Origin of the sequence: Pseudomonas sp. OG7, assembly GCF_014192825.1 — a bacterium.
In the GTDB taxonomy this organism is placed as follows: Bacteria; Pseudomonadota; Gammaproteobacteria; order Pseudomonadales; family Pseudomonadaceae; genus Aquipseudomonas; species Aquipseudomonas monteilii.
In genome coordinates, this window is the sequence record NZ_JACHYK010000011.1 from 128,006 (window position 1) to 151,842 (window position 23,837).

25 protein-coding genes are annotated in these 23,837 nt (G+C 63.6%); 18 read left to right on the plus strand and 7 right to left on the minus strand.

The features are described 5' to 3' along the window. The first annotated feature begins 31 nt into the window (after positions 1-31). From FHW75_RS24495 to FHW75_RS24535, 9 genes are all read left to right on the plus strand, one after another. Complete coding sequence (locus tag FHW75_RS24495; RefSeq protein WP_025754442.1) at positions 32-613, plus strand: hypothetical protein; 582 nt, start codon at positions 32-34, stop codon at positions 611-613. Positions 614-790: 177 nt separating this feature from the next. Next, a complete protein-coding gene (locus tag FHW75_RS24500) occupies positions 791-1,369 on the plus strand; it encodes a DUF2491 family protein (RefSeq protein ID WP_019098735.1) in 579 nt (192 codons plus the stop codon). A gap of 12 nt (positions 1,370-1,381) precedes the next feature. Next, a complete protein-coding gene (locus tag FHW75_RS24505) occupies positions 1,382-1,807 on the plus strand; it encodes a DUF350 domain-containing protein (protein ID WP_019098736.1) in 426 nt (141 codons plus the stop codon). Between the two features lie 16 nt (positions 1,808-1,823). Beyond that, positions 1,824-2,549, plus strand: a complete 726-nt coding sequence (locus FHW75_RS24510) for a DUF1190 domain-containing protein (protein WP_016714947.1) — start codon at positions 1,824-1,826, stop codon at positions 2,547-2,549. Positions 2,550-2,551: 2 nt separating this feature from the next. Next, positions 2,552-3,709, plus strand: coding sequence for a glutathionylspermidine synthase family protein (locus FHW75_RS24515; protein ID WP_183674846.1), 1,158 nt, complete (start codon positions 2,552-2,554; stop codon positions 3,707-3,709). Between the two features lie 234 nt (positions 3,710-3,943). Next, positions 3,944-4,426 (plus strand): formate dehydrogenase subunit gamma, encoded by a 483-nt coding sequence (locus FHW75_RS24520; RefSeq protein WP_019098738.1) that lies wholly within the window; start codon positions 3,944-3,946, stop codon positions 4,424-4,426. Continuing rightward, entirely contained in the window at positions 4,420-5,979 is a 1,560-nt protein-coding gene (locus FHW75_RS24525) for an NADH-quinone oxidoreductase subunit NuoF (RefSeq protein ID WP_183674849.1), read from the plus strand. Before FHW75_RS24520 ends, FHW75_RS24525 begins: the two co-directional genes overlap by 7 nt. Then, positions 5,976-8,858 (plus strand): formate dehydrogenase subunit alpha, encoded by a 2,883-nt coding sequence (gene fdhF / locus FHW75_RS24530; RefSeq protein WP_027615694.1) that lies wholly within the window; start codon positions 5,976-5,978, stop codon positions 8,856-8,858. Before FHW75_RS24525 ends, fdhF begins: the two co-directional genes overlap by 4 nt. After that, positions 8,855-9,058, plus strand: a complete 204-nt coding sequence (locus FHW75_RS24535) for a formate dehydrogenase subunit delta (RefSeq protein ID WP_027615695.1) — start codon at positions 8,855-8,857, stop codon at positions 9,056-9,058. Before fdhF ends, FHW75_RS24535 begins: the two co-directional genes overlap by 4 nt. A 105-nt stretch (positions 9,059-9,163) precedes the next feature. Here FHW75_RS24535 and FHW75_RS24540 read toward each other — a convergent pair whose 3' ends face one another. Then, positions 9,164-10,027, minus strand: coding sequence for a universal stress protein (locus FHW75_RS24540; RefSeq protein WP_019098742.1), 864 nt, complete (start codon positions 10,025-10,027; stop codon positions 9,164-9,166). 157 nt (positions 10,028-10,184) lie between these two features. On the opposite strand from FHW75_RS24540, the gene FHW75_RS24545 reads away from it, so the two are divergent. Continuing rightward, complete coding sequence (locus tag FHW75_RS24545; RefSeq protein ID WP_016714954.1) at positions 10,185-10,802, plus strand: tRNA-(ms[2]io[6]A)-hydroxylase; 618 nt, start codon at positions 10,185-10,187, stop codon at positions 10,800-10,802. Between the two features lie 22 nt (positions 10,803-10,824). Here the strand turns inward: FHW75_RS24545 and FHW75_RS24550 are convergent, their stop codons facing one another. Further along, positions 10,825-11,145 (minus strand): YqjD family protein, encoded by a 321-nt coding sequence (locus FHW75_RS24550; protein ID WP_019098743.1) that lies wholly within the window; start codon positions 11,143-11,145, stop codon positions 10,825-10,827. Positions 11,146-11,274: 129 nt separating this feature from the next. On the opposite strand from FHW75_RS24550, the gene FHW75_RS24555 reads away from it, so the two are divergent. Then, a complete protein-coding gene (locus FHW75_RS24555; protein WP_159266058.1) occupies positions 11,275-11,538 on the plus strand; it encodes a hypothetical protein in 264 nt (87 codons plus the stop codon). Between the two features lie 17 nt (positions 11,539-11,555). Here FHW75_RS24555 and FHW75_RS24560 read toward each other — a convergent pair whose 3' ends face one another. Beyond that, positions 11,556-12,038, minus strand: a complete 483-nt coding sequence (locus FHW75_RS24560; RefSeq protein WP_025754436.1) for an LEA type 2 family protein — start codon at positions 12,036-12,038, stop codon at positions 11,556-11,558. 134 nt (positions 12,039-12,172) lie between these two features. On the opposite strand from FHW75_RS24560, the gene FHW75_RS24565 reads away from it, so the two are divergent. Beyond that, the gene (locus FHW75_RS24565; protein WP_019098746.1) at positions 12,173-13,297 is read left to right on the plus strand and encodes a sigma-70 family RNA polymerase sigma factor; all 1,125 of its coding nucleotides are present in this window, start codon (positions 12,173-12,175) and stop codon (positions 13,295-13,297) included. Between the two features lie 168 nt (positions 13,298-13,465). Further along, entirely contained in the window at positions 13,466-15,892 is a 2,427-nt protein-coding gene (locus FHW75_RS24570) for a TonB-dependent receptor (protein WP_027609678.1), read from the plus strand. 52 nt (positions 15,893-15,944) lie between these two features. Here the strand turns inward: FHW75_RS24570 and FHW75_RS24575 are convergent, their stop codons facing one another. Beyond that, positions 15,945-16,835, minus strand: coding sequence for a LysR family transcriptional regulator (locus tag FHW75_RS24575; protein WP_016714960.1), 891 nt, complete (start codon positions 16,833-16,835; stop codon positions 15,945-15,947). A 102-nt stretch (positions 16,836-16,937) separates the two neighbouring features. Between FHW75_RS24575 and FHW75_RS24580 the strand changes: the two genes are divergently transcribed. The 5 genes from FHW75_RS24580 (at position 16,938) to zapE (ending at position 21,833) form a co-directional block, all read left to right on the plus strand. Further along, positions 16,938-18,017 (plus strand): polyamine ABC transporter substrate-binding protein, encoded by a 1,080-nt coding sequence (locus FHW75_RS24580; RefSeq protein WP_019098748.1) that lies wholly within the window; start codon positions 16,938-16,940, stop codon positions 18,015-18,017. A gap of 25 nt (positions 18,018-18,042) precedes the next feature. Continuing rightward, positions 18,043-19,008: an agmatinase gene (gene speB, locus FHW75_RS24585; protein WP_025754433.1), complete on the plus strand. Its 966-nt coding sequence runs from the start codon at positions 18,043-18,045 to the stop codon at positions 19,006-19,008. Between the two features lie 191 nt (positions 19,009-19,199). Further along, positions 19,200-19,517 carry a hypothetical protein gene (locus FHW75_RS24590; RefSeq protein WP_019097516.1) on the plus strand — a complete coding sequence of 106 codons (318 nt, stop codon included), beginning with the start codon at positions 19,200-19,202 and terminating at the stop codon, positions 19,515-19,517. A gap of 22 nt (positions 19,518-19,539) precedes the next feature. Beyond that, complete coding sequence (locus FHW75_RS24595; protein ID WP_183674852.1) at positions 19,540-20,685, plus strand: PQQ-dependent sugar dehydrogenase; 1,146 nt, start codon at positions 19,540-19,542, stop codon at positions 20,683-20,685. A 41-nt stretch (positions 20,686-20,726) separates the two neighbouring features. Further along, complete coding sequence (zapE, locus tag FHW75_RS24600) at positions 20,727-21,833, plus strand: cell division protein ZapE (protein ID WP_025754431.1); 1,107 nt, start codon at positions 20,727-20,729, stop codon at positions 21,831-21,833. Positions 21,834-21,862: 29 nt separating this feature from the next. Here the strand turns inward: zapE and FHW75_RS24605 are convergent, their stop codons facing one another. The 3 genes from FHW75_RS24605 to FHW75_RS24615 all read right to left on the minus strand — a co-directional run bounded on the left by FHW75_RS24605 (position 21,863) and on the right by FHW75_RS24615 (position 23,802). Next, positions 21,863-22,861: an alpha/beta fold hydrolase gene (locus FHW75_RS24605; protein WP_019097513.1), complete on the minus strand. Its 999-nt coding sequence runs from the start codon at positions 22,859-22,861 to the stop codon at positions 21,863-21,865. A gap of 75 nt (positions 22,862-22,936) precedes the next feature. Next, positions 22,937-23,374 carry a YqaA family protein gene (locus tag FHW75_RS24610; protein ID WP_019097512.1) on the minus strand — a complete coding sequence of 146 codons (438 nt, stop codon included), beginning with the start codon at positions 23,372-23,374 and terminating at the stop codon, positions 22,937-22,939. Then, entirely contained in the window at positions 23,374-23,802 is a 429-nt protein-coding gene (locus FHW75_RS24615; protein WP_016714969.1) for a DUF411 domain-containing protein, read from the minus strand. Before FHW75_RS24615 ends, FHW75_RS24610 begins: the two co-directional genes overlap by 1 nt. Positions 23,803-23,837 lie beyond the last annotated feature (35 nt).

Genomic DNA, 23,837 nt, shown 5'->3' on the forward strand with positions numbered 1-23,837 from the left:
TTGACGGGCTTACTTCAAGGAAGACTACCCCATGAAACGGACCTTACCGCTCCTGTTCGCCTGCGCGATTTTCCCCTTGCAAGCCTGGTCGGCGCTTGAGGTTGGCCAGTTTACCCTCGGCATGCCCAAGGCCCAGGTCCTGGCCATTCTGCAGCAGCAATTCGGCGAGGTTGAGCATTTCACGGGCTATCACTATCAGGTGCCCACCGAGTTTTATCAGGGCACCAATCCCAAGGGCGACTACAGCCTGGGCGGTGTTCCCGTTTCACAGGTGAAAGCGTCGTTCAATGACGCTGACCAGCTTCGCCAGGTCGAGGTACGGCTGGATACCATTGACGAGGCGCGGGTCCAGCAACTGCTGCCGATGACGAAGCAGGCCAAGCGAGTGCCGAATACCGGTGGCCGGCTGGAAGCGTTTTCTGCAGAGGGTGAGCTGGTTTACTGGGTCTCCAAAGACTGGGACTGGACCGTGGTGACCATTGCCGACAAGGCCAGCTCGGCCGGAAACATCAAGGCCCGGGCCAAGAGTGACGAGAAGTTTGCCCAATTGAACCGCAAGTTCGACAAGCTGATTGAAACCGCCAAGGCGGTGGAGGGGAAAGGCGCGCCTTGATCGCAAGCCCACCCCCTTGCCGACCTTGGCCATCGCCTGGGACGTTGCGGGAGCCTTCTGACGTTGTTGCTGGGCGGGCCGGTCTTTAGCGGCCAGCCTAAACGCTTTGTTTATTGGCCTGGCCGCTCGGACCCGCTAAGGTAGCGCCCCCTGCAAGGATGCATTCCAGGAGTTGTCATGTCGCCCTTTGGCCTGTTCATCGGCCGTCTATTCAACCCGTCCCCTGCGTTGAAGCCCCTGCTCGACGGTTATTCCGAACTTCAGGTACCCGACGCGCAAGCGGTCTGTGCCTTGGGTGAAGTCGACCTCGGTGAGGCCGTGCAGCTCAAGCGCTTCTATCTGGATGATGAAGATTACTGGCTGCAAGTGCTGATGAACGGCAACGAGGCCGGCGATACCGTGCTGTTTGGCTACCACAGCGCGATACCGGTCCGCGATCAAGCCCACTTGCAGCAAGTGGTTGGCAGCCAATCCAGCGTCGGCATGCCGATCTTCGAGCACGATGGTTATCTGTACTCCCGCCAGTGGGGCCGTGAGCAAGGCAAGGCGCCTTTGGTATCCCTGCATGAGCAGGTCGTCAACCAGAGTGCCCGCTACGGCATCAGCCACCTGTCGATGCTTTACGCCCGCGACACCGGCCTGCCGGAGCGCCGCGAATTCCTGCTGTTGTCGATCGAGGAAGATGAGCAGGGCAACCTGACCTTCACCACTTCGCTTGGCACCACCCTGTTCCCCGGCGATTTTTACGTAACCTGACAAGGATTTCCCATGCTCGACGCACTGCGCCTGTCGCTCAACGCTTCAGCGGTGACCGGCTTCATTCTCTATATCAGCGTGGCCCTGTTGGTGTTCTGGCTGTTCCAGTTCATCTACACCCGGCTCACCCCTCACCGTGAGTTTGCGCTCATCCGCGAGAACAATCCGGCGGCAGCCGTTGCCCTGGGTGGCTCACTGATCGGCTTTTCGTTGCCGGCCAGCAACATCATCGCCTACAGCGTCGGCATTCTCGACTTTATCGCCTGGGTGGTCATCGCCGCCGTGGTGCAACTGCTGGCCTTCGGCATCACCAGCCTGGTGCTGCGCGACTTGTCCAGACGCATCGTCCAGGGTGAACTGGCGGCGGCCATCTACGCGGCCAGCGTGGCAATCAGCGTGGGCTTTCTCAACTCGGCCTGCATGACCCCATCGGCCTGACGCGCCAGGAGCCTTGATGAACACCCCTATGCGAAGAAGCTCCGTCAAGCTGGTGCTGGCCGGCTCGCTGCCGCTGGCCTTGTCTGCCTGCGGTCCGCACGAAGATTTGTACACGGTCAGCCAGCAGGTCAATTACGACAGTGTCGAAGCCTGTGTCAGTGACAAGGTGCCTGCCCAGGCGTGTGCTGATGCCTACCAGCAGGCCTTGGTTGAATATCGCCGCAGCGCGCCGAGCTATGCCTTCAAAACGGCGTGCGAGGCAGACTTCAGCCCGGACGGCTGCCAACCAGCGCGTGATGGCCGGTACATGCCGCGCATGAGCGGTTTCGAATTGCAAACCAGCGGTGAAGTGACCCAGTCGCAGCTCGATGCGGGATATGCCCAAGGCGGTGGCTATGGCCATGTCGCGTCGGCTGCGGTGGCCGGCATGTTGCTGGGACAGATGGCCAGCAGCGCCGGTCGCCGTTATAGCGCCCAGCCGCTGTATGCCTACCGTGAGGGTACGGGCCAGCGCATGGGCCTGCTCGGGCGGCGTTATGGTTCGGCCGGTGGTATCCGTGGCGTTGCCAGGGAAGAGGAAAGTGGCACGACGTCGGGTGGCGGCGGCGGGGGTTCCGGCGCCTGGGGGCGCAACGAACCTCGCTCGGCGCAGTCGGCGTCGATCACCCGTGGTGGCTTCGGCGGCCAAGCCACTGCGCGCAGTGGTTGGGGCGGCCGCTCCGGCAGTTTCTTCGGGGGCTGAACATGCACAAGGTCGAGCTGGATGAACGCCCAGGCTGGCGTGCCACTGCCCTGCGCGAAGGGTTTGCCTTCCATACCATCGAGGGGGAGCGTTACTGGGACGAGCGCAGTTACTACCGGTTTTCCGAAACCCAGGTCGTGCGTGACTTGCAGGCCCCGACAGAAGAACTGCACGCCATGTGCCTGGACGCCGTTGATCGCATCGTCGACAGCGAGGCACTGATGACGCGGCTGGCGATCCCGCCTGCGTTCTTTGACCTGGTGCGCCGTTCGTGGAAGGCGCGGCAGCCGCACCTTTATGGGCGCTTCGATTTCAGCTACGACGGCCAAGGGCCGGCCAAGCTGATCGAGGCCAACTATGACACGCCCACCTCGCTGTACGAAACGGCAGCCTTCCAGCTGATCTGGCTGGAGGAGCAGATCGAACGGGGTGTGCTGCCAGGCCATGCCAGCCAGTTCAACACCCTGGCCGAAGACCTGGTGCAAGCGTTCATCGCGCTGCCGGGGCAGGGCACGTTTTACTTTTCCCCCATCGCAGGTTCGGTGGAGGACCGCGGCACCACGGACTTCCTGCGCAAGATGGCCGGGCACGCCGGCATTCCTACCCGGCACATTGACCTGGAAGACATCGGCCTGGACGGCGACGGGCGTTTTGTCGACCTGGCCGGCAGGCCGATATCACGGTTGTTCAAGTTGCATGCCTGGGAGCACATTTTCCGTGAGCAATTCGGCCAGGCCATCCCCGGCTGCAACACGCAGTTTTTCGAGCCGCCGTGGAAGGCTTTGATCTCCAACAAAGGCATCTTGCCGTTGCTGTGGGAGTGGCATGCCGGGCACCCCAACCTGTTGCCGGCGTTCGTGGATGACGCCCCGGCTGGCCCGGTGCCCAGGGGCTGGGTGCGCAAACCTTACTTTTCGCGAGAAGGGGCGAATGTCGATATCCATACTGCCGATGGCCGGCGGGTATTCGAGGACGGCCCGTACAACGATGCGCCGTACATCCTCCAGGCCTTCGCACCGTTGCCCAGGTTTGCCGAGAGCTACACCCTGATCGGTTCGTGGGTGGTGGGCGACCGCGCGGCGGGGATCGGCATTCGTGAGGATGACTCGCTGATTACCAAGGACAGCTCGCGGTTCTTGCCGCATGTCGTGCTTGGCTAAGCCATCACCGCAGGTCGGTTTCAGGACGCGCCTGGTCGTTCGCATGCATCCCTCTGGCGCCACAAGTGCCATGCTTGCAGGATGCCTTCGGACCAGTGCACGCAGATGCACGGCCGTCGGCAAGGAGGCCGCCAGACCGCGCAACCGTGACGTGGCCGGCGCGCCGCAGCAGAACACGCCGGACACCTGCCCCACAATAATTCAGGCAGGGTCCGTGATGCCGAGGTCCGCTGTATGCCTGATGAATTGCTTCACCTGCCCGTTATCCAGCGCATTCTGGCCCGTGACAAGGCTACCCCAGGCGCGCTGTTGCCGATCCTGCATGCCATCCAGCATGACATCGGCTATATCCCCGATGCGGCTGTTCCCGAAATCGCCCATGCCCTGAACCTCAGTCTGGCCGAGGTGCGCGGGGTGATCAGCTTCTATCACGACTTCCGCACCACGCCGCCTGCGCGCCACACCTTGCGCCTGTGCCGCGCCGAGTCGTGCCAGAGTCGTGGCGCCGAGGCCCTGGCCGCGCAGTTGCGCGAACAGCTGGCACTGGACGACCACGGGACCAGCGCCGACGGCGCCATCAGCCTGCGCCCGGTGTACTGCCTGGGTGCCTGCGCCTGTTCGCCGGCGCTGGAACTGGACGGCCAGGTGCATGCGCGGCTCACCCCTGAGCGCCTGCGCGCATTGGTCAACGGTTGCCGGGAGGACGCAGCATGCTGAAGCTCTATATCCCCTGCGACTCGGTGGCCCGTGCCGTCGGGGCCGACCAGGTGGCTGATGCCTTGCAACGCGAGGCCGAGCGTCGCCAGCTACCGCTGGATATCCAGCGCACCAGTTCACGCGGGCTTTACTGGCTGGAGCCGTTGGTCGAGTGCGACAGCGCACAAGGGCGCCTGGGTTTTGGCCCGGTCACCCCGCAGGAGGTGCCTTCGCTGCTCGATGCCCTGGCTGGTGAATCCGGTGGCCACTCGCTGGCGCTGGGGCCGGTCGAAGACATCCCCTACCTGAAAACCCAGCAGCGCCTGCTGTTCGCCCGCGCCGGCATCACCCGCCCGTTGTCGTTGGACGACTATCGCGCCCAGGGTGGTTTCGCTGGCCTGGAAGCTGCCGTGGCAATGGACGGCGCCGATGTGGTCGCTGCCGTGCTCGATTCCGGCCTGCGTGGCCGTGGCGGCGCGGCGTTTCCCGCTGGCATCAAGTGGCGCACCGTGCGCGACGCCGGGGGCGGGCAAAAGTATGTGGTGTGCAACGCCGATGAAGGCGACTCCGGTACCTTCGCCGACCGCATGCTGATGGAAGGCGACCCGTTCCTGCTGATCGAAGGCATGAGCATTGCCGGCCTCGCTGTGGGCGCCGACAAAGGCTACATCTACGTGCGTTCGGAATACCCCGATGCCATTCGCGTGCTTGACCAGGCCTTGGCCATCGCCCGCGATGCCGGCTATCTCGGCACTGACGTGGCCGGCAGCGGCCAGTCCTTCGACCTGGAAGTGCGGGTTGGCGCCGGCGCCTATATCTGCGGCGAAGAAACCGCGTTGCTCGAATCCATCGAAGGCAAGCGGGGCATCGTCCGCGCCAAGCCTCCACTGCCCGCATTGCAAGGCTTGTTCGGCCTGCCGACGCTCGTACATAACGTGCTCACTTTGGCTTCGGTGCCCATCATTCTGGCCAAGGGAGCGGCGTTTTACCGCAACTTCGGCATGGGTCGCTCGCTGGGCACCATGCCGTTCCAGCTGGCCGGTAATATCCGCCAGGGCGGTTTGGTGGAACGCGCATTCGGCCTGACCCTTCGCGAACTGGTCGACGGCTATGGCGGCGGCACCGCCAGTGGCCGGCCGCTGAAAGCTGCGCAGGTCGGTGGCCCGCTCGGCGCCTGGGTACCGCCCAGCCACTTCGACACCCCGCTGGATTACGAAGCCTTCGCCGCCATGGGCGCGATGCTTGGCCATGGCGGTGTAGTGGTGGCCGACGACACACTGAACATGGCCAGCATGGCGCGCTTTGCCCTGCAGTTCTGCGCTGAAGAGTCCTGCGGCAAATGCACCCCGTGCCGCATCGGCTCTACCCGTGGCATGGAAGTGGTCGACCGGTTGATTGCGACCCAGGATTTCACTGAACGCCACGACCAGGCCCTGTTGCTGCGCGACCTGTGCGACACGATGCAGTACGGCTCGCTGTGCGCCATGGGCGGCATGACCGCCTACCCGGTGGCCAGTGCCCTCAAGTACTTCCCCGCCGATTTCGGGCTGACCACCACGGAGGCCGCGCAGTGATCAATTTCTTCGACCCCGCTTCTGATAAAAGCAGCGACCTGGGCACCCCGGCCCGTGACAGCGACGTGCAGGTCAGCCTGAGCATCGATGGCCGTGCCATCAGCGTGCCCGCCGGCACTTCCGTCATGCGTGCTGCCGCCATGCTCGGCACCAGCATCCCCAAGCTCTGCGCCACCGACAGCCTCGAAGCCTTCGGCTCGTGCCGCATGTGCATGGTGGAAATCGAAGGCATGCGCGGCTACCCGGCGTCCTGCACCACACCCGTCAGCGAAGGTATGGTGGTACGCACGGAAACCCCACGCCTGGCCGGCCTGCGCCGCAACGTGATGGAGCTGTACATCTCCGACCACCCGCTGGACTGCCTGACCTGTTCGGCCAACGGCAACTGCGAGCTGCAGACCGTGGCTGGGCAGGTAGGCTTGCGCCAGGTGCGCTACGGCTACGACGGCGCCAATCACCTGGCCGAGAAAAAGGATGTTTCCAACCCGTATTTCGACTACGAGCCCAGCAAGTGCATTGTGTGCAGCCGCTGCGTGCGCGCCTGCGAGGACATCCAGGGTACCTTCGCCCTGACCATTACCGGGCGCGGTTTCGAGTCGCGGGTGGCAGCGGCGGGCGGAGACAACTTCCTGGCCTCCGAGTGCGTCTCCTGCGGTGCCTGCGTGCAGGCCTGCCCGACTGCAACCCTTACGGAAAAAAGCCTGGTGCAGCTTGGCCAACCTGAGCGCTCGGTCATCACCACCTGCGCCTATTGCGGTGTCGGTTGTTCGTTCCGCGCCGAAATGAAAGGCGACCAACTGGTGCGCATGGTCCCGGACAAGAACGGTGGCGCCAACCACGGCCACGCCTGCGTCAAGGGCCGTTTCGCCTGGGGTTACGCCACCCACCCGGACCGCATCACCAAACCGATGATCCGCAAGCGCCTGGAAGACCCGTGGCAGGAAGTGAGCTGGGACGAGGCGGTGACGTATGCCGCCAGCGAGTTCCGCCGTATCCAGCTCAAGTACGGGCGTGACTCGATTGGCGGTATCACCTCCAGCCGCTGCACCAACGAAGAAGCCTATCTGGTGCAAAAGCTGGTGCGCACGGCGTTCGGCAACAACAACGTCGATACCTGCGCGCGGGTGTGCCATTCACCCACCGGCTATGGCCTGAAGCAGACCCTGGGTGAATCGGCCGGCACACAAAGCTTCGATTCGGTGATGCAGGCCGACGTGGTGCTGGTGATAGGGGCCAACCCCACTGATGCCCACCCGGTGTTCGGCTCGCAGCTCAAGCGCCGCCTGCGCCAGGGCGCGCGGCTGATCGTGATCGACCCGCGGCGCATCGACCTGGTCGACTCGCCCCATGCCCGCGCCGAGCTGCACCTGCAACTGCGCCCAGGCACCAACGTGGCCATGCTCAACGCCCTGGCTCATGTGATCGTCACCGAGGGCCTGCTGGCCCAGCGCTTCATCGATGCGCGCTGCGAAACAGAAGACTTTGCCCGCTGGCGTGACTTCGTCAGCCTGGCAGACAACGCCCCTGAAGTGCTCGGCCCGGTCTGCGGCGTGCCCGCCGAACAGATCCGTGCCGCTGCCCGGCTGTATGCCACAGGCGGCAACGCGGCAATCTACTACGGCCTGGGCGTGACCGAGCACAGCCAGGGCAGCACCGCAGTGATGGGCATCGCCAACCTGGCCATGGCCACCGGCAACATTGGCCGTGAAGGGGTAGGGGTGAACCCGCTGCGCGGGCAGAACAACGTGCAGGGCTCTTGCGACATGGGCTCGTTCCCCCATGAACTGCCTGGCTACCGGCACATTTCCAACGAAGGCGTGCGTGCCGAATTCGAGCGCGCCTGGGGCGTGACGTTGCAGCCCGACCCTGGCCTGCGCATTCCCAACATGTTCGAAGCCGCGCTGGACGGCAGCTTCAAGGCGTTGTACTGCCAAGGCGAGGACATCGCCCAGAGCGACCCCAACACCCAGCATGTCACGGCGGCCTTGCACGCCATGGAATGTGTGGTGGTGCAGGATATTTTCCTCAACGAAACGGCCAAGTTTGCCCATGTGTTCCTGCCAGGCAGCTCGTTCCTGGAAAAGGACGGCACCTTCACCAATGCCGAACGGCGCATTTCGCGGGTGCGCAAGGTGATGGAACCGTTGGCAGGCAAGGCGGACTGGGAGGCGACCGTGGCCTTGGCCAACGCCTTGGGCTACCCGATGAACTACCGTCACCCGTCCGAGATCATGGACGAGATCGCCCGCCTGACGCCGACCTTCCGCCGCGTCAGCTATGCCGAAATCGACCGTCACGGCAGCTTGCAGTGGCCGTGCAACGACGCCGCACCCGATGGCACGCCGACCATGCACATCGACCAGTTCGTGCGGGGCAAGGGGCGCTTCATGCTTACCGGTTACGTGCCCACCGACGAGAAGGTCAGCAACCGCTACCCGCTGCTGCTGACCACCGGGCGCATCCTCAGCCAGTACAACGTCGGCGCCCAGACCCGGCGTACCGGCAACGTGGCCTGGCATGACGCCGACCGCCTGGAAATTCACCCGACCGATGCCGAAAGCCGTGGCATTCAGGACGGTGACTGGGTGGGTATTGGCAGCCGCGCCGGGCAGACTGTACTGCGGGCCAAGGTCAGTGCGCGGGTGGCGCCGGGGGTGGTGTACACCACCTTCCATTTCCCCGAGTCGGGGGCCAACGTGATCACCACCGACAACTCCGACTGGGCGACCAACTGTCCGGAATACAAGGTAACGGCGGTGGAAGTGGTGAAAGTGTTCCAGCCGTCGCAGTGGCAGAAGCGCTATCAGGACTTCAGTGACGAACAGCGGCGTTTGCTGAAGGAACGCCGCACAGAGGATAAAGCCGAGGTGCGCCGATGAGCAGCGAAAACTTGGTCAAGATGGCCAACCAGATTGCCCATTACTTCGACAGCGAGCCGGACCGGGACTTGGCGGTACAAGGGGTGCGGCAGCATTTGCAGAGCTTCTGGACACCGGCGATGCGCCGGCAACTGGCGGAGTGGAACAAGGCCAATGCGGGGGAGGGCCTGGACCCCAAGGTGCGGGAGGCGTTGGCGTAAATTTCGGAGCAGAAGACAAGCCCTGTGCGGTTTACCCGCGAATGCGTCATTCGACTTACCGACGCTTTCGCGGATAAACCCGCTCCCACACAGATCGCGTTTGCTTCAGCCGCGGGCCAACTCGGCTTGGTGGGCGATGGCTTCTTCGCTTTTCAGCACCAATACATCGCCTTCCAGAGCATCCAGCACCACCTCCGAAGTATTTCCAATCAACGCCCCGGTAATCCCGGTGCGGCACACTGTCCCGATCACTGTCACCACGGCGCCCAGCTTCTGCTCGGTATGCGGGATCAGCACATCCGCTGGTCCTTCCGCCACATGCAAACGCTCTTCGCTAATGTCGTACTCGGCCTGGAACGCTTTGCACGCCTCGCGGTAACGCTTTTCGATGGTTTCGCTCAACTGGTAAGCCGGGTCCGACGCCGACAGCATCGGTGACGGATGGGCGCTGATGACATGCAGTTCGCCCTTGGCCAGTTTGGCAATCTCGAAGCCATGGTCAATGATGCTGGCATGCAAGCGGCGGTGGTCTTCGTCCTGATTGCCCACATCCACTGCGGCCAGGATCACGCCCCCGGTCCAGGGCCTTTCACTCTTGACCATCAGCACCGCACACGGGCACTGGCGCAGCAGCTTCCAGTCGCTGGGGGTGAGCAGGGCTTTTTTCAGCGGGTTGTCCGGGCGGTGTTCCTTGATCACCAGCTCGCAACCCTCGGCCTGCTGCACGTAGATGATGGTGTCGTGCAGGTTGCCGCGCCAGGCCTCTTCATGGGTGACATTGTCGTAGCCGTCATCGTGCAATTGACTACTCAACAGGCTCAGCAGCGCATGGTGGTCATGCCGCTTGTCGCACATCAGCAGGTGCAGGCGTGCGCCGGTCACGCCGGCAATCAGCTTGGCCCGGGTCAGCGCCCGGCTGTGGGCGTGCTCGGGGTCGAGGACGACAAGGATGCTGCGGACGGCTTGCATGGGCGTTAGCTCCCTTCAAAGGTGGCGACCAATGCCTGACTATAGACGGCGCGCCCCCCGCTGGCGCTTGATGTACATCAAGAAGCATAGTCACTGACGCCGCCCGCCGCCGCCGCTATAATCGCCGGCCCTGCCTGTTCTGTGTGGTTGCACGCTTATGTCCCTGATCCCCGAAATCGACGCCTTTCTTGGCTGCCCGACGCCAGATGCCTGGATCGAAGCGGCGCTGGCCGACCAGGAAACCCTGCTGATCGACCACAAGAACTGCGAATTCAAGGCCGCCAGCACGGCCTTGAGCCTGATGGCCAAGTACAACACCCACCTCGACCTGATCAACATGATGTCGCGCCTGGCCCGTGAAGAGCTGGTGCACCATGAACAGGTGCTGCGACTGATGAAGCGCCGTGGCGTGCCACTGCGCCCTGTGTCGGCGGGGCGCTATGCGTCGGGGCTGCGCCGCCTGGTGCGCGCCCACGAGCCGGTCAAGCTGGTGGATACGCTGGTGGTGGGGGCATTTATCGAGGCACGCAGCTGTGAGCGCTTTGCCGCGCTGGTGCCGCACCTGGATGAGGAGCTGGGCCGCTTCTATCACGGCCTGCTGAAAAGCGAAGCACGCCACTACCAGGGCTACCTGAAACTGGCGCACAACTACGGTGATGAGGCAGACATCGCTCGTCGTGTGGAGCTGGTGCGTGCCGCTGAAGTCGAGTTGATCCAGTCACCGGACCAGGAACTGCGCTTCCACAGCGGCATCCCGCAAGCGCTGGCCGCCTGATTCGCACCAGACGGCCCAGCCGTCAGTTGCGCCGGCCCAGCAGCAGGCCCACCACCAGGCCAAGGCCTGCGGAAATGGCCACGGTCTGCCATGGATGGCCACCAATATAGTCCTGGGTGGCGTCCACCACCGGTTGCGCCTTGCTGCGCATATTGCTGGCCGCCTGGCGGGCCTGGCGCAGCTTCAGGGTGACCTGCGCGCGTAACGTTTCGGCTTCTTCGCCCACCAGGGCGGCGCTGTCGTTCAGCAGCTTTTCCGATTCTTCGATCAGCGATTGCAGTTCGCTGAATACCTGGTCCTTGATCTGATCGCTGTCTGCCAGTGCGGCGTTTTTCCGGGCCATGAACTCTTCCTCGTCGATGGGGTGGTTTGAACAATGGATGCCGCCGCGTCGGGAAAGTTGCGCCGGCTTACCGATGTTGCGTTGCCTGGGTGTAAGATAGCGGCCATTTTCAAACCTGCAGGTACCTTCATGAGTTTCAATCTGGCCAACAAGAGCTTCGAGGAACGGGCGCAGATCGAGGCAGAGAAGGCGCGGTTGTTCGAGCTGTGGCAAAACAACCTGGGCAAGGCCAAGGGCGAAGCGGCCCGGCTGATTGCCGAAAAACCGCGTCGCAAGGGCAAGTGGGCCGAATGGGTACGCGCCGAACTGGACGGCATGACGCCCCCCGAGTACGCCAGCATGGTGCGCAGCGAAGTCAACAAGCTGATGGCCGCCGCCAGCGCCAGCCGCTGAACACACTCCCCAGGTGCTTACCAGTAGGTGCCCTTGGGCAGGTCCAGCTTGCCCTCGTCGGTAAAGCGCACAGTCCCCAGCGGCCCACCGGCCAGCTTGCCGCGCAGCTTGTAGGGCAGGCCCTGTAGCGAGTCCACCTTGCCCAGCCCATAGGCCTGGCGCAGGAAGGAAAATGCCGTGATGCTAACCGGCACCACGATCACTGCCTCGTCATAACGGCCAATGTGCCCCTGCTGGTCGCTGACCCCGGCGGCCAGCGGCTGGCCGTTCACTTCCAGGTTGAGGGCAATGCCGTTGTAGTCGATGGGTGATTCGTTGGGGTTTTGCACCCGCATTTTCACGGCCATGCGCAGTTCCAGTTCCTGGCCGGGCAACGGTTCGATGCCGATCACACTGATGTTGACCGGGTCACGTGGCTGGAACAGTGCACAAGCGTTCAGGCCATAGGCCATCAGTAGCACGAGCATTAACCGGGTAAAGCGGTACAGGCGGGCAGTCATGAGGGCGACCTTGCCAGAGTGAGCGAAGTGTCAGTTTGGCAAATGCAAGTGGGCGTTGAAAGTGCCCCACTGGATGAAAGATACTGTTTCTCATTAACGCCCGATAACTCCTCCTACTGGCTGTTCCCAAACCCATGCTGACGTCACCCGTGTCGGGGCTGCTGGCGAGTTTCCAGGAGCACTACGACGACCTGCTGCAGTTTCTGACCCGGCGCATGAGCGACCGCCAGCGCGCCGCCGACGTGGCGCAGGAAACCTACTTGAAGCTGGTCAAGATCGATGAGCAGGCGCTGCCGGTGCTGCATGCGCGCAGCTTCATCTTCCGCGTGGCCGGCAACCTGGCAATCGATGCCTTGCGCCGCGAACAGCGCCTGGCGGCCAGCCATGACGACTGTGACGGGGCAGGGGAACTGGCCTGCCCGGCGCCAGCACCCGAGGCGATGTTGTTGGCCCGGGAGCGCTTGCAAATCCTTGACGATGCGCTGCTGAAACTGCCCGACAATGCCCGCCAGGCGTTGTTGCTGAACCGCGTCGAAGGCCTGACCCAGGCGCAGATTGCACAGCGGCTGGGGGTTTCCGAGAGCATGGTGGCCAAGTACATCGGCCAGGCCCTGCGCCATTGCCGCGACTGGCTCAAACAGGCGGGTGTGGCGGCCTGCGTGGTGTTGCTGGTCGCCGCTACGGCTGCTTGGCAACAGGCGCCGATGCTGCTGGCGGATTACCACACCGCAGTGGGCGAGCGGCAGGTGATCACCCTGGCAGATGGCACGCGGGTGACATTGAACAGCGCCAGTGCGCTGAGCGTGGTGTTCAACGAGCACGAACGCCGGGTGGTGCTGGATGCTGGTGAGGCCCTGTTCGAGACCGCTGATGAGGCGCGGCCGTTTGTGGTCGAGACGGCGGGTGAGCGTGTGCAGGGTGGTGCAGCCACGTTCAGCGTGCGCCGTGATGGTCGCGTGGTATTGGCACGTGGTGAAGCCACGGTTGGCGAACGTCCATTGGCGGTAGCGGCCGATGCCGGAACGCAGATGGCCTGGCAGCGCGGCAAGCTGATCTTCAACGGCAAGCCGCTGGGGCAGGTGCTGGCGGAACTTGAACGTTACCGGCATGGGCGGATTGTGCTGTCGGACAGCAAGCTGGCAGCCATGGAGGTGAGCGGGGTGTTTGACCTTGACGAGCCTGAGGCGCTGTTGCGCACGCTGGAGCAGCGGTATGGCCTGAAGGTGACCTACCTGCCGTGGTTGGCCGTGGTTCACTGAGCCGGCAGTGCCGGCCTCTTCGCGGGCAAGCCCGCGAAGAGGCCGGTACAGAAATAAAAATATTTTCCATTTGCCACTGCAAGTTCCTGCAAGCCAGATCGTCGTAGTGGGACTGATCAGCAACCCATTCTCATTTACGACTTGTCAGGAAGCTCATTCGTGCCTCTGATGCTCAAGCCCCTGCACCGCCGTCGCGGTTCACTTCACCATGCCCTGATGTCCTGCAGCGCCCTGGCCGTGCTGGCCGGCCCGCTGTCGGCATGGGCGTCTACCGCTGCCGACCAGGCCCAGGTCCAGGCCCGTCAGGTTCAGCTCGACCTGCCAGCCCAGCCGCTGGACCAGGCCCTGACTGCCTTCGCCGACCAGGCCGGCCTGCACCTGTTGTACACCACGGGCGATGTTGCAGGCCTGGCCAGCCCTGCGTTGCACGGCAGCTACAACGTCGAGCAGGCCCTGCAGCAGTTGCTGGCCGGCAGCGGCATGGGCTGGCAGTTCAGCGATGCCCGCACTGTCACCCTGCGCAAGGCCGAGGCTGCGCCGCAGGCGGTCAACCTCAAGCCGATCGAAGTCAGCGTGGCCTCGCGTACCAGCACTGCAATCAGCGAAATCCCCGGCACCGTCTGGGTGGTCGACCAGCAGCAATTGCGCGAACAGATCGACAGCGGCGTCAGCCTGAAGGAAGCCATCGGCAAGCTGGTACCCGGCCTCGACCTGGCGCCGGAAGGGCGCACCAACTACGGCCAGAACATGCGCGGACGCAACGTGCTGGTGATGATCGACGGGGTCAGCCAGAACAGCTCGCGTGGCCTGTCGCGCCAGTTCGACAGCATCTCGCCGTTCAACGTCGAGCGTGTCGAAGTATTGTCCGGCGCCAGCGCCATCTACGGCGGCGGTGCCACCGGCGGCATCATCAACATCGTCACCAAGAAGGGCGAGCCCGGCCCGGCGCGCTTCGAAACACAGCTGGGTGCCAGCAGTGGTTTCAACAACAGCGATGACCTGGCCACCCGCTTCGCCCAGTCGATCAGCGGCGGCAACGAGCGGGTCAATGCCCGCCTGGGTATCTCCGGTGAGCAGAACGAAGCCTTCTACGACGGTGCTGGCGACCAGATTTTCATCGACAACACCCAGACCGACCTGCAGTACAACCGCACCCTCGATGTGCTCGGTACCTTGGGCCTGCAATTGAACGACCAGCAGAGCCTCGACCTGCTGGCCCAGTACTACGACTCGGGCAACCACGGCAGCACGGGTATCTACTTCCCCAACCTCAACTACAACGCACCGTCCGACCTGGAAGATGCCGAACTGCGCAGCGGCTACTCGTCCGGCCTGGAGCCGCGTACCCGGCGCCTGCTGCTCAACGCCAACTACCACCACACCGATGTGCTGGGCCAGGACTTCTACCTGCAAGCCTCGTACCGCAAGGAAGACGACAACTTCTACCCGTTCCCGTACTACAACCGTGCCACGCCCACGGGGTCGCGCGGGGTGTACTTCGCCGCCTCGCAGCAAAATTTCGAGGTCACCAGCCTCAAAGGGCTGTTCGCCAAGCAGTGGGACACGTTGAAACTGACCTACGGCATCGACCTGGACCGTGAGCGTTTCAACGCCGAGCAGACCACGTTCAATGCCCTGACTTCGTCCGAGTCGGGCGGCCTGGAACTGGAAAAGGACAGCAAGGCCCCGCGCTATCCCAGCTACCGTGTCGATGGTGTGTCGGTGTACGCCCAGCTCGACTGGCATGCCACCGACAACCTGACCCTCTCCGGTGGCGCCCGCCGCCAGCAGATGGACGTGGACGTCAGCGACTTCAAGGGCGTGCCGGGCGGCAGCAACGATTACCAGGTCAACCTGTTCAACGTTGGTGCCATTTACGACTTCAAGAACGGCCATCAGGTGTGGACCAACTACGGCGAAGGCTTCGACCTGCCGGACCCGGCCAAGTACTACGGCAAGCCGGGCCTGAGTGTGGCCGACAACCCGCTGGCCGGCATCAAGAGCCGCCAGGTGGAACTGGGCTGGCGCTATGCCGATTTGGACTGGGATGCCCAGGCGGCGCTGTACTACATCTGGTCGGACAAGATCATCAACGTCGATTCGCAAACGCTGACCATCAACGTGGAAGAGCAGAAGAGCCGCGACTTCGGCTTTGAAGGTGCGCTGACCCGGCATTTCCAGACCGGCTGGGAGGCAGGCGGGACCTTGCACCTGACCCGCTCCGAGGAAGAGGCTGCCGACGGTGGCTGGATCAAGCGTGATGCCCGTTATGCCTCGTTGTCCAAGGCCACTGCATTTGTCGGCTGGAAGGGCGATGGTCGCAGTGCGCGGCTGCAGGCCAACCATGCCTTCAGCCTGAAGGACGATGCCGACCACGAGATCGACGGCTACACCACCTTCGACCTGCTGGGCAGCCAGGACACCGGCTTCGGCACCTTCAGTGCCGGCATCCAGAACCTGCTGGACAAGCAGTACAGCACGGTCTGGGGGCAGCGTGCGACGTTGTTCTATTCGCCGACCTACGGGCCGGCGTATCTGTATGACTACCAGGGGCGCGGGCGTACCTACACCTTGACCTGGAGCATGGCTTACTGATGGTTTTCGCCTGAACTGGCCTCTTCGCGGGCAAGCCCGCGAAGAGGCCAGTTCAGGCAAACGCTGCCAGCAAATCCTGCGCAAACGCCTGCTGTGCCTCGCCAACCCCCTGTGCCCGGTGCCTGGCCAAAGTAAACGGCACCACAAAATCCAGCCCCGGGTCCAGCGCCCACAACGCCCCCCCGGCCTCCCACTCCTGCGCACAATGGCGCGGCAGATAGCCAATATGCCGCCCCGACAAAATGAACGTCAGTACGCTCTCGATCTGCTCTGCCACCGCCATGCTGCGCCGGCTCTGGAATGGCTCACCGCCTTTGAGAAACCGGTACGGGTGGCGCACCTGGTCGGTCTCCAGCAACCGCTCAAGCGCAACTTCCGCCTCGCCGAACAGCTCATGGCCTTTGCCGCAGTACAAGCGTTGCCGCTCCTCGAACAGCGGCTGGTAGTCAAAGGCCGCCTGGTTGCCAGAGAAGTAGCTGATGGCATAGTCCAGCCGCTGCTCCAGCAACAGCCGTTCCAGCTCCGCTGGTGGCGCACTGATCAGTTCCAGTTGTACCGCTTCTTCACGCGTGCGAAATGCCGAAATGGCTGCCGCCAGCTTCAGGCTCACCGCCTTGTCCTGATTCTCCGCCATGCCGATGCGCACGGTCCCCAGCAACCGCCCGGCCACCCCATTGGCCTGCTGGCGAAACTGTTCGATGTTCAGCAGCAGCCCGCGTGCCGCCTCCAGCAGCAACGCGCCTTTCTCCGTCAGGTGAAAGCCGCCTTTGCCCCGGCTGCACAGGCGATAACCCAGGCGGGCTTCCAGCTGTGCCATGCGCTGGCTGATGGTGGGCTGGCTCAGGCCCAGCACGCCTTGTGCGGCGCTGAAACCGCCGGCCTCGACTACAGTGACGAACAGCCGCAGCAGGTGCAGGTCGGGGTCGTGCACTTGTCCGAGCATTACATTGCTCCTTTTGAATGTCAGCTTTACAAACTTGCCATTCCTGCAATGTAACCCGGCTGGCATGCTCGCGGCATCCACCCATTTGCCGAGGTGTCCGCCATGCGTCGATCGTTGTGCCTGTTGTCCCTGGTTCTGGCCTTGCCGCTGCAAGCCGAAGAAAAGGTCGTCAATCTCTACAGTTGGGCCGACTACGTTGCCCCGCAAACCCTCGAGCGCTTCGAGCAGGAAACCGGCTACAAGGTGCGCTACGACACCTTCGACACCACCGAAGTACTGGAAACCAAGCTGCTGACCGGTGGCAGTGGCTACGACGTAGTGGTGCCATCGTCGACCGTACTGGCACGGGCGCTGAAAGCCAACGCCCTGCAACCGCTCGACCCTCAGGCCATGCCCGGCTACAGCAACCTCGACAAGGACCTGCTGGCCAAGCTCGCCGAGGCCGACCCCGGGAACCGCCATGCTGTGCCGTACACCTGGGGCACCTTGGGCCTGGGTGTGAACGTGGAAGCGGTGCGCCAGCGCCTGGGTGATGTGCCGCTGGACAGCCTCGACCTGCTGTTCAAGCCCGAATACGCTAGCCGCCTGAAGGATTGCGGCATTGCCATGCCCGATTCACCGCAGGAGGTGATTGGCGTGGCCCTCAACTACCTGGGCAAGGACCCGTACAGCCAGAACAAGGATGATCTGGCGGCTGCGCAGCGCCTGCTGAGCCAACTGCAACCCTCGATCAGCTACGTCGCCAATGGCCGGCAGATCAGCGACCTGGCCAATGGCAGCGTGTGCCTGGCGCTGACCTACAACGGCGATGCGGCGATGGCCGCCGACCAGGCGCGCCGTGCCGGCAAGCCGTTCGAGCTGATCTACCGTATCCCCCGCGAGGGCACGCTGGTGTGGCAGGACAACCTGGTCATCCCCAAAGACGCCCCGCACCCCGAGGCAGCTCGGGCCTTCATCGCCTTCATGCTCAAGCCAGAGTCGGTGGCTGCGCTGACCAACACGCTGTTCTTTGCCAACGCCAACCAGGCGGCCACGCCGCTGGTGGACGAAGCAGTGCGCAACGACCCCGACATCTACCCGCCAGCTGAAGTGCGCCAGCGCCTGTTCGCCGACCGCAGCATGGCCCTGGCCGACCTGCGCCAGCGTAACCGCTTGTGGACGGCCTTCCGCACCCGGCAATAACCCATAACAACCCAGGAGCTCGACCGTGGACCAAGCCGCAAGCAACGACCAGGCGATGACCCGCGACAGCCTGTACGGCACTGCCGCAGAAAGTACCTACGCCGGCATTACCAGTTTCTCCCGCCGCCGCTACAGCCGCGACCTGCGTGGTGTGGATGTGGTCGTCAGCGGTGTGCCGTTCGATACCGCCACCAGCAACCGCCCTGGCGCACGCTTTGGCCCGCGAGCGATCCGCGCCGCCTCGGTGCAGCAGGCCTGGGCCCGGCACTGGCCGTGGGCGTTCGACCCGTTCGATCACCTGGCAGTGATCGACTACGGCGACTGCGCCTTCGACAGTGGCACGCCGCAGTCGGTGCCGGACAGCATCGAGGCCCATGCCGAGCATATCCTGCAGGCGGGGTGCGCCATGCTCACCTTGGGCGGCGACCACTTCATCAGCTACCCGCTGCTCAAGGCTCACGCTCGCCGGCATGGCCCGCTGGCGCTGATTCACTTCGATGCCCACAGCGATACCTGGCCGGACGACGAGGTCAAGCGAATCGACCATGGCACCATGTTCTGGCATGCGGCCCGTGAAGGCCTGGTCGACCCGGGCAGCTCGGTGCAGATCGGCCTGCGCACCACCAACGACGACAGCCAGGGTTTTGCCATCCTGGATGCCCGGCAGGTACACCGCCAGGGCACCGAGGCGATCATTGCGGCGATTCGTCAGCGGGTGGGCGACCGGCCGGTGTACCTGACGTTCGATATCGACTGCCTCGACCCGGCTTATGCGCCTGGCACGGGTACGCCGGTGTGTGGCGGGCTGAGCACGGTGCAGGCGCTGGAGATTCTGGGCGGGCTGCGCGGCATCAACCTGGTGGGCATGGACCTGGTGGAAGTAGCGCCGGCCTATGACCATGCCGACATCACCGCATTGGCCGGGGCGACGTTGGCGATGGAGATGCTGTGCTTGTATGCGGCGCGGCACAAGGTAGACAAAGCCCAGTAATCGGGGGCCGCTTTACGGCCTTTTCGCGACACAAGCGGCCTTGTGTCGCAAAAGGGCTGCATGGCAGCCCTAAGGTCCATACTGAAACATCAGGAATCAACTCCACCCGCATTCACACTTTTGCCGCGAACCCTTCGCGCCTTAGGCTATCAAAACCCCCAGGCGCGGCATTTTCGTACAGGAGGTGAAGCATGAACCCGTCATTGCCCATCCTGGCGCTTGGCCTGGCCTTGTGCCTGTCCGCGCACGCTGCTCCGCAGCCACCGTTGCAGCTCGCTGCCGGCAACAACAACCCCTACAACAGCCCGATCCAGCGCGCCAACCCCAACAGCCGCCAAGGCAGCATGCCTGTCACGCCGCCCGTACGTGGCCCGTCCACCGAGCCGTACCAACGCACGCCCAGCCTGGACAACCGGGGCATTGGCAATGGCGACAACCTGCGCCGTCAGCAGCAAACCCCGAATCTGGAACCCACCCGGCCACCGCGCGACAGCACGCGTGCGCCATAAGCCCATACGAAAGGAATCCTGCATGCCCAGAGCAACCTGGCTGGTCAGCGTGACCGCCGCCGCACTCATGCCCTTGTTGGCACAGGCGGCGGCCGAGCAACAGTTTCGCAGTGAAGAAGGCACCTTGACAGTCAGTACCCTGGCTGACGGCCTGCGCAACCCCTGGGCATTGGCATTTTTGCCGGGCGGCAAGGATCTGCTGGTGACCGAGCGTGCCGGCAATTTGCGGCTGGTCAACGCCGAAGGCAAGGTCGGCCCACCCATCAGCGGTGCGCCCAAGGTCTGGGCCGAGGGGCAGGGTGGCCTGCTGGATGTGGTGCTGTCGCCCGCATTCGACAAGGACCGCACCGTGTACCTGTCCTTCGCCGAGGAGGGCAGTGACGGTAAGGCCGGCACCGCAGTCGGCCGTGGCCAGCTGTCCGAAGACCGGGCCCGGCTGGAAAACTTCACCGTGATCTTCCGCCAGCAGCCCAAGCTGTCGGTGGGTAACCACTTCGGCTCGCGGCTGGTGTTCGACCGCAACGGCTACCTGTTCATCGCCCTGGGCGAGAACAACCAGCGCGCCACTGCCCAGGACCTGGACAAGCTGCAAGGCAAGATCGTGCGCATCCTTCCCGATGGTGAAGTGCCCAAGGACAACCCCTTTGTAGGCAAGGACAACGTGCGACCGGAAATCTGGTCGTTCGGCCACCGCAACCAGCAAGGCGCCGCGCTCAACCCATGGACCGGCAAGCTGTGGACCCACGAGCACGGCCCGCGAGGTGGTGACGAAATCAACATCCCCGAGCCCGGGAAGAACTACGGCTGGCCGATTGCGACTCATGGCATCAATTATTCGCTACTGCCGATCCCCGAGGCCAAGGGCAAGCATGTCGATGGCATGGTCGGCCCACACCATGTGTGGGAGAAGTCGCCTGGCATCAGCGGCATGGCGTTCTACGACAGCCCGACGTTCAAGGCCTGGGACCACAACCTGTTCATTGGTGCACTGGCAACGCAGGAGCTGATTCGCTTGCAGCTGGACGGCGACAAGGTGGTGCATGAAGAGCGCCTGCTGGGGGACCTGAACGCCCGAATCCGCGATGTGCGGGTAGGGCCGGATGGATACTTGTATGTGCTGACCGATGACAAGGACGGTGCATTGCTCAAGGTAGGCCTGGTCGACTGACGCGGTCCTACACGAATAGCATCTGCCGTGTAGAATTCGTTATGGCCATTGACCCCCAATCCCTGTACCAGAAAGCCTTGACTACTCAGGGCTACGTCGTCGACCCTGCACAGGCCCGTGCCGTCGATGCCTTGCAAGCCTGTTTCCAGGCAGTCGAACACAGCCGCTCTACCCAGGGCATCTACCTTTGGGGCCCGGTTGGCCGTGGCAAGACCTGGTTGATGGACCAGTTTCACCGCTGCCTGCGCATCCCCAGCCGACGCCAGCACTTCCACCACTTCATGGCTTGGGTGCATCAGCGCCTGTTCCAGCTCAACGGCACTGCCGACCCATTGTTGGCGCTGGCCCGGGAGTTGGCCGGGCAGATCCGCGTGCTCTGCTTCGACGAACTGTTCGTCAACGATATCGGCGATGCGATCATCCTCGGCCGCCTGTTTCAGGTGCTGTTCGATCAGGGCGTAGTCATTGTCGCCACATCCAACCAGCCCCCTGAGCAGCTCTACCGCGACGGCTTCAACCGTGAGCGGTTCCTACCGGCCATCGGCGCGATCCAGCGGCATATGCAAGTATTGTCGGTGGCGGGCGAGCAGGACCATCGCCTGCACCCCGGCGCAGCGCGGCAACGCTATTGGGTGGCAGAAGCGGGACAGGTGAGCCAGCTGGGGGAGGTGTTTCGCCAGCTCAGCCCGGACGCTGCAGGCAGTGACCAGCCGTTGGCCATCGGGTCTAGACAGGTGCAGGTCGTGCGGCGCAGCGAGCAGGCTATCTGGTGCCGCTTCACCGACCTGTGCGAACAACCCCTGGCGGCCATGGAGTTCATGGCGCTTTGCGACCGTTTTCCGGCCATTCTGGTGTCGGGTATTCCGGCATTGGGCGGTGAGCAGCAAGCCGGTCGCATTGCCCGTGGCACCGAAGACGGCGCAGCGCGAGTGGTGGCGGGCGACCGTGAGTTGCCAGCACTGTCACCCAAGGACGATGCGGTACGCCGCTTCATCGCCTTGGTTGACGAATGCTACGACCGCCGGGTGGCGTTGTACCTGGAGGCAGAGGTGCCGCTTGAAAGGCTCTACACGCAGGGGTATCTGGCGTTCCCGTATCAGCGGACCTTGAGCCGGTTGCGGGAGATGCAACTCCAGCGGTTTGGCTGAAAGGTGCAGGGGCGCTAAGCGCCCCCGTTTCATTTGCCCAGCCACTCCACCAGCGTGCGATTGAACCGCACGGGCTCTTCGATCTGTGGCGCATGCCCCATGCCTTCAAAGGTGATCAGTTCAGCTTTGGGAATCAGCTTGGCCACCTGTGGCCCCAGCACTTCATACTTGCCCAGCTTCGCCTTCACGTCTGGCGGCGCAATATCACTGCCGATGGCGGTGGTGTCCTTGTCGCCGATCAGTAGCAGCGTCGGCATCTGCAGGTCCTTGAACTCGTGGTACACCGGCTGGGTAAAGATCATGTCGTAGATCAACGCCGAGTTCCAAGCCACCGCTTCATGCCCCGGCCCTTTGTTCAGGCCCACCAGCATCTGCACCCAGCGTTCGTACTCCGGCTTCCAGCGCCCGGCGTAGTAAGTCTTGCGCTCATATTCGCGCACACCATTGGCATCCAGCTTGAGCTCGCGGGCATACCACTGGTCCACGGTGCGGTAGGGCACGCCGAGGGCTTTCCAGTCTTCCAGGCCAATCGGGTTGACCATGGCGAGGCGTTCCACCTGCTGCGGGTACATCAGCGCATAGCGTGTGGCGAGCATGCCGCCCGTGGAATGGCCGAGCACGATGGCCTGCTTCACGCCCAGTTGTTCAAGCAAGGCATGGGTATTGTTCGCCAGTTGCTGGAACGTGTACTGGTAATACGCCGGTTTGCTGGAGGTACAGAAACCGATCTGGTCGGGCGCGATCACACGGTAGCCGGCCTTGCTCAGGGCGTCGATGGTGGTTTCCCAGGTGGCGGCGCAGAAGTTCTTGCCGTGCATCAGCACTACGCTGTGGCCGTTGGCCTGGCCTTGCGCGGGGACGTCCATATAGCCCATCTGCAGGGCCTGGCCCTGGGACTTGAAGTCAAAATGCTTGAGCGGGTGTGGGTAGCTGAAGCCTTCGAGCTGAGGGCCGTAGGTGGGTGACTCGGCGGCGATGGCCGGGCTGCCGACAAGGCAGGCCAGGGCCAGGGCGGTTGCGCGCAGCATGGGGGCACTCCATGTAGGGCCATGTAGGAATAGGCGACTTTAGCAGCCAGGCGCATGTCGGGAACGTGAAAGGTGTTACCAGGCGTGAAACCAGCCCAGGGTGATCATTGCCAGCACCGCATAACGGCCAGCCTTGGCCAGGGTGACCAGCAGCAGAAAGCGCCAGAACGGCTCGCGCATGATCCCGGCGATCAGCGTCAGCGGGTCACCGATCACTGGCATCCAGCTGAGCAGCAGCGACCACTGGCCCCAGCGCTGGTAGCGCTGCTGCGCACGCGCCAGCTGGGCTGTGCTGAACGGGAACCAGCGCTTGTCGCGCAGGTGCTCGATGGCCCGGCCCAACAGCCAGTTCACCACCGAACCCAGCACGTTGCCCAATGTGGCCACCAGCAGCAGGGTCGCCCAAGCCTCGGGCTGGCGCAGCAACAGGCCGACCAGCACGGCCTCCGATTGCAGCGGCAGCAGGGTGGCGGCGCCAAAGGCGCTGAGAAACAGCGCCCACAGGCTCAGCATCAGTAGGTGGCGACCACGGTGTCCTGGCCATCCTGGGTCACGCCTATAACCTGGTAGGCGTCCTTGTGGTCACCCATTTCCATGCCTGGCGAACCCATGGGCATGCCCGGTACGGCCAGGCCCTTGAGGTCATTGCGTTTGGCCAGCAGGCGCACCTGCTCGGCCGGTACGTGGCCTTCGACGAACTTGCCGTCGATCACCCCCGTGTGACACGACGCCAGGCGTGGTGCCACGCCCAGGCGTTGTTTCACCGCGCTCATGTTCGGCTCGACGTGGTCATTGACGGTGAAACCGTTGTCACGCAGGTGGCTGATCCAGGCCTTGCAGCAGCCGCAGTTGGGGTCACGGTAGACATCGATGGTCTCGGCGGCCTGGGCCAGGCCGGTGATCGCCAGCAGCCCCACGGTCAGCAGGTGTTTGCGCAGCATGGTAAAGCACTCCTTCCAGCATTGGTTCAGCAGCA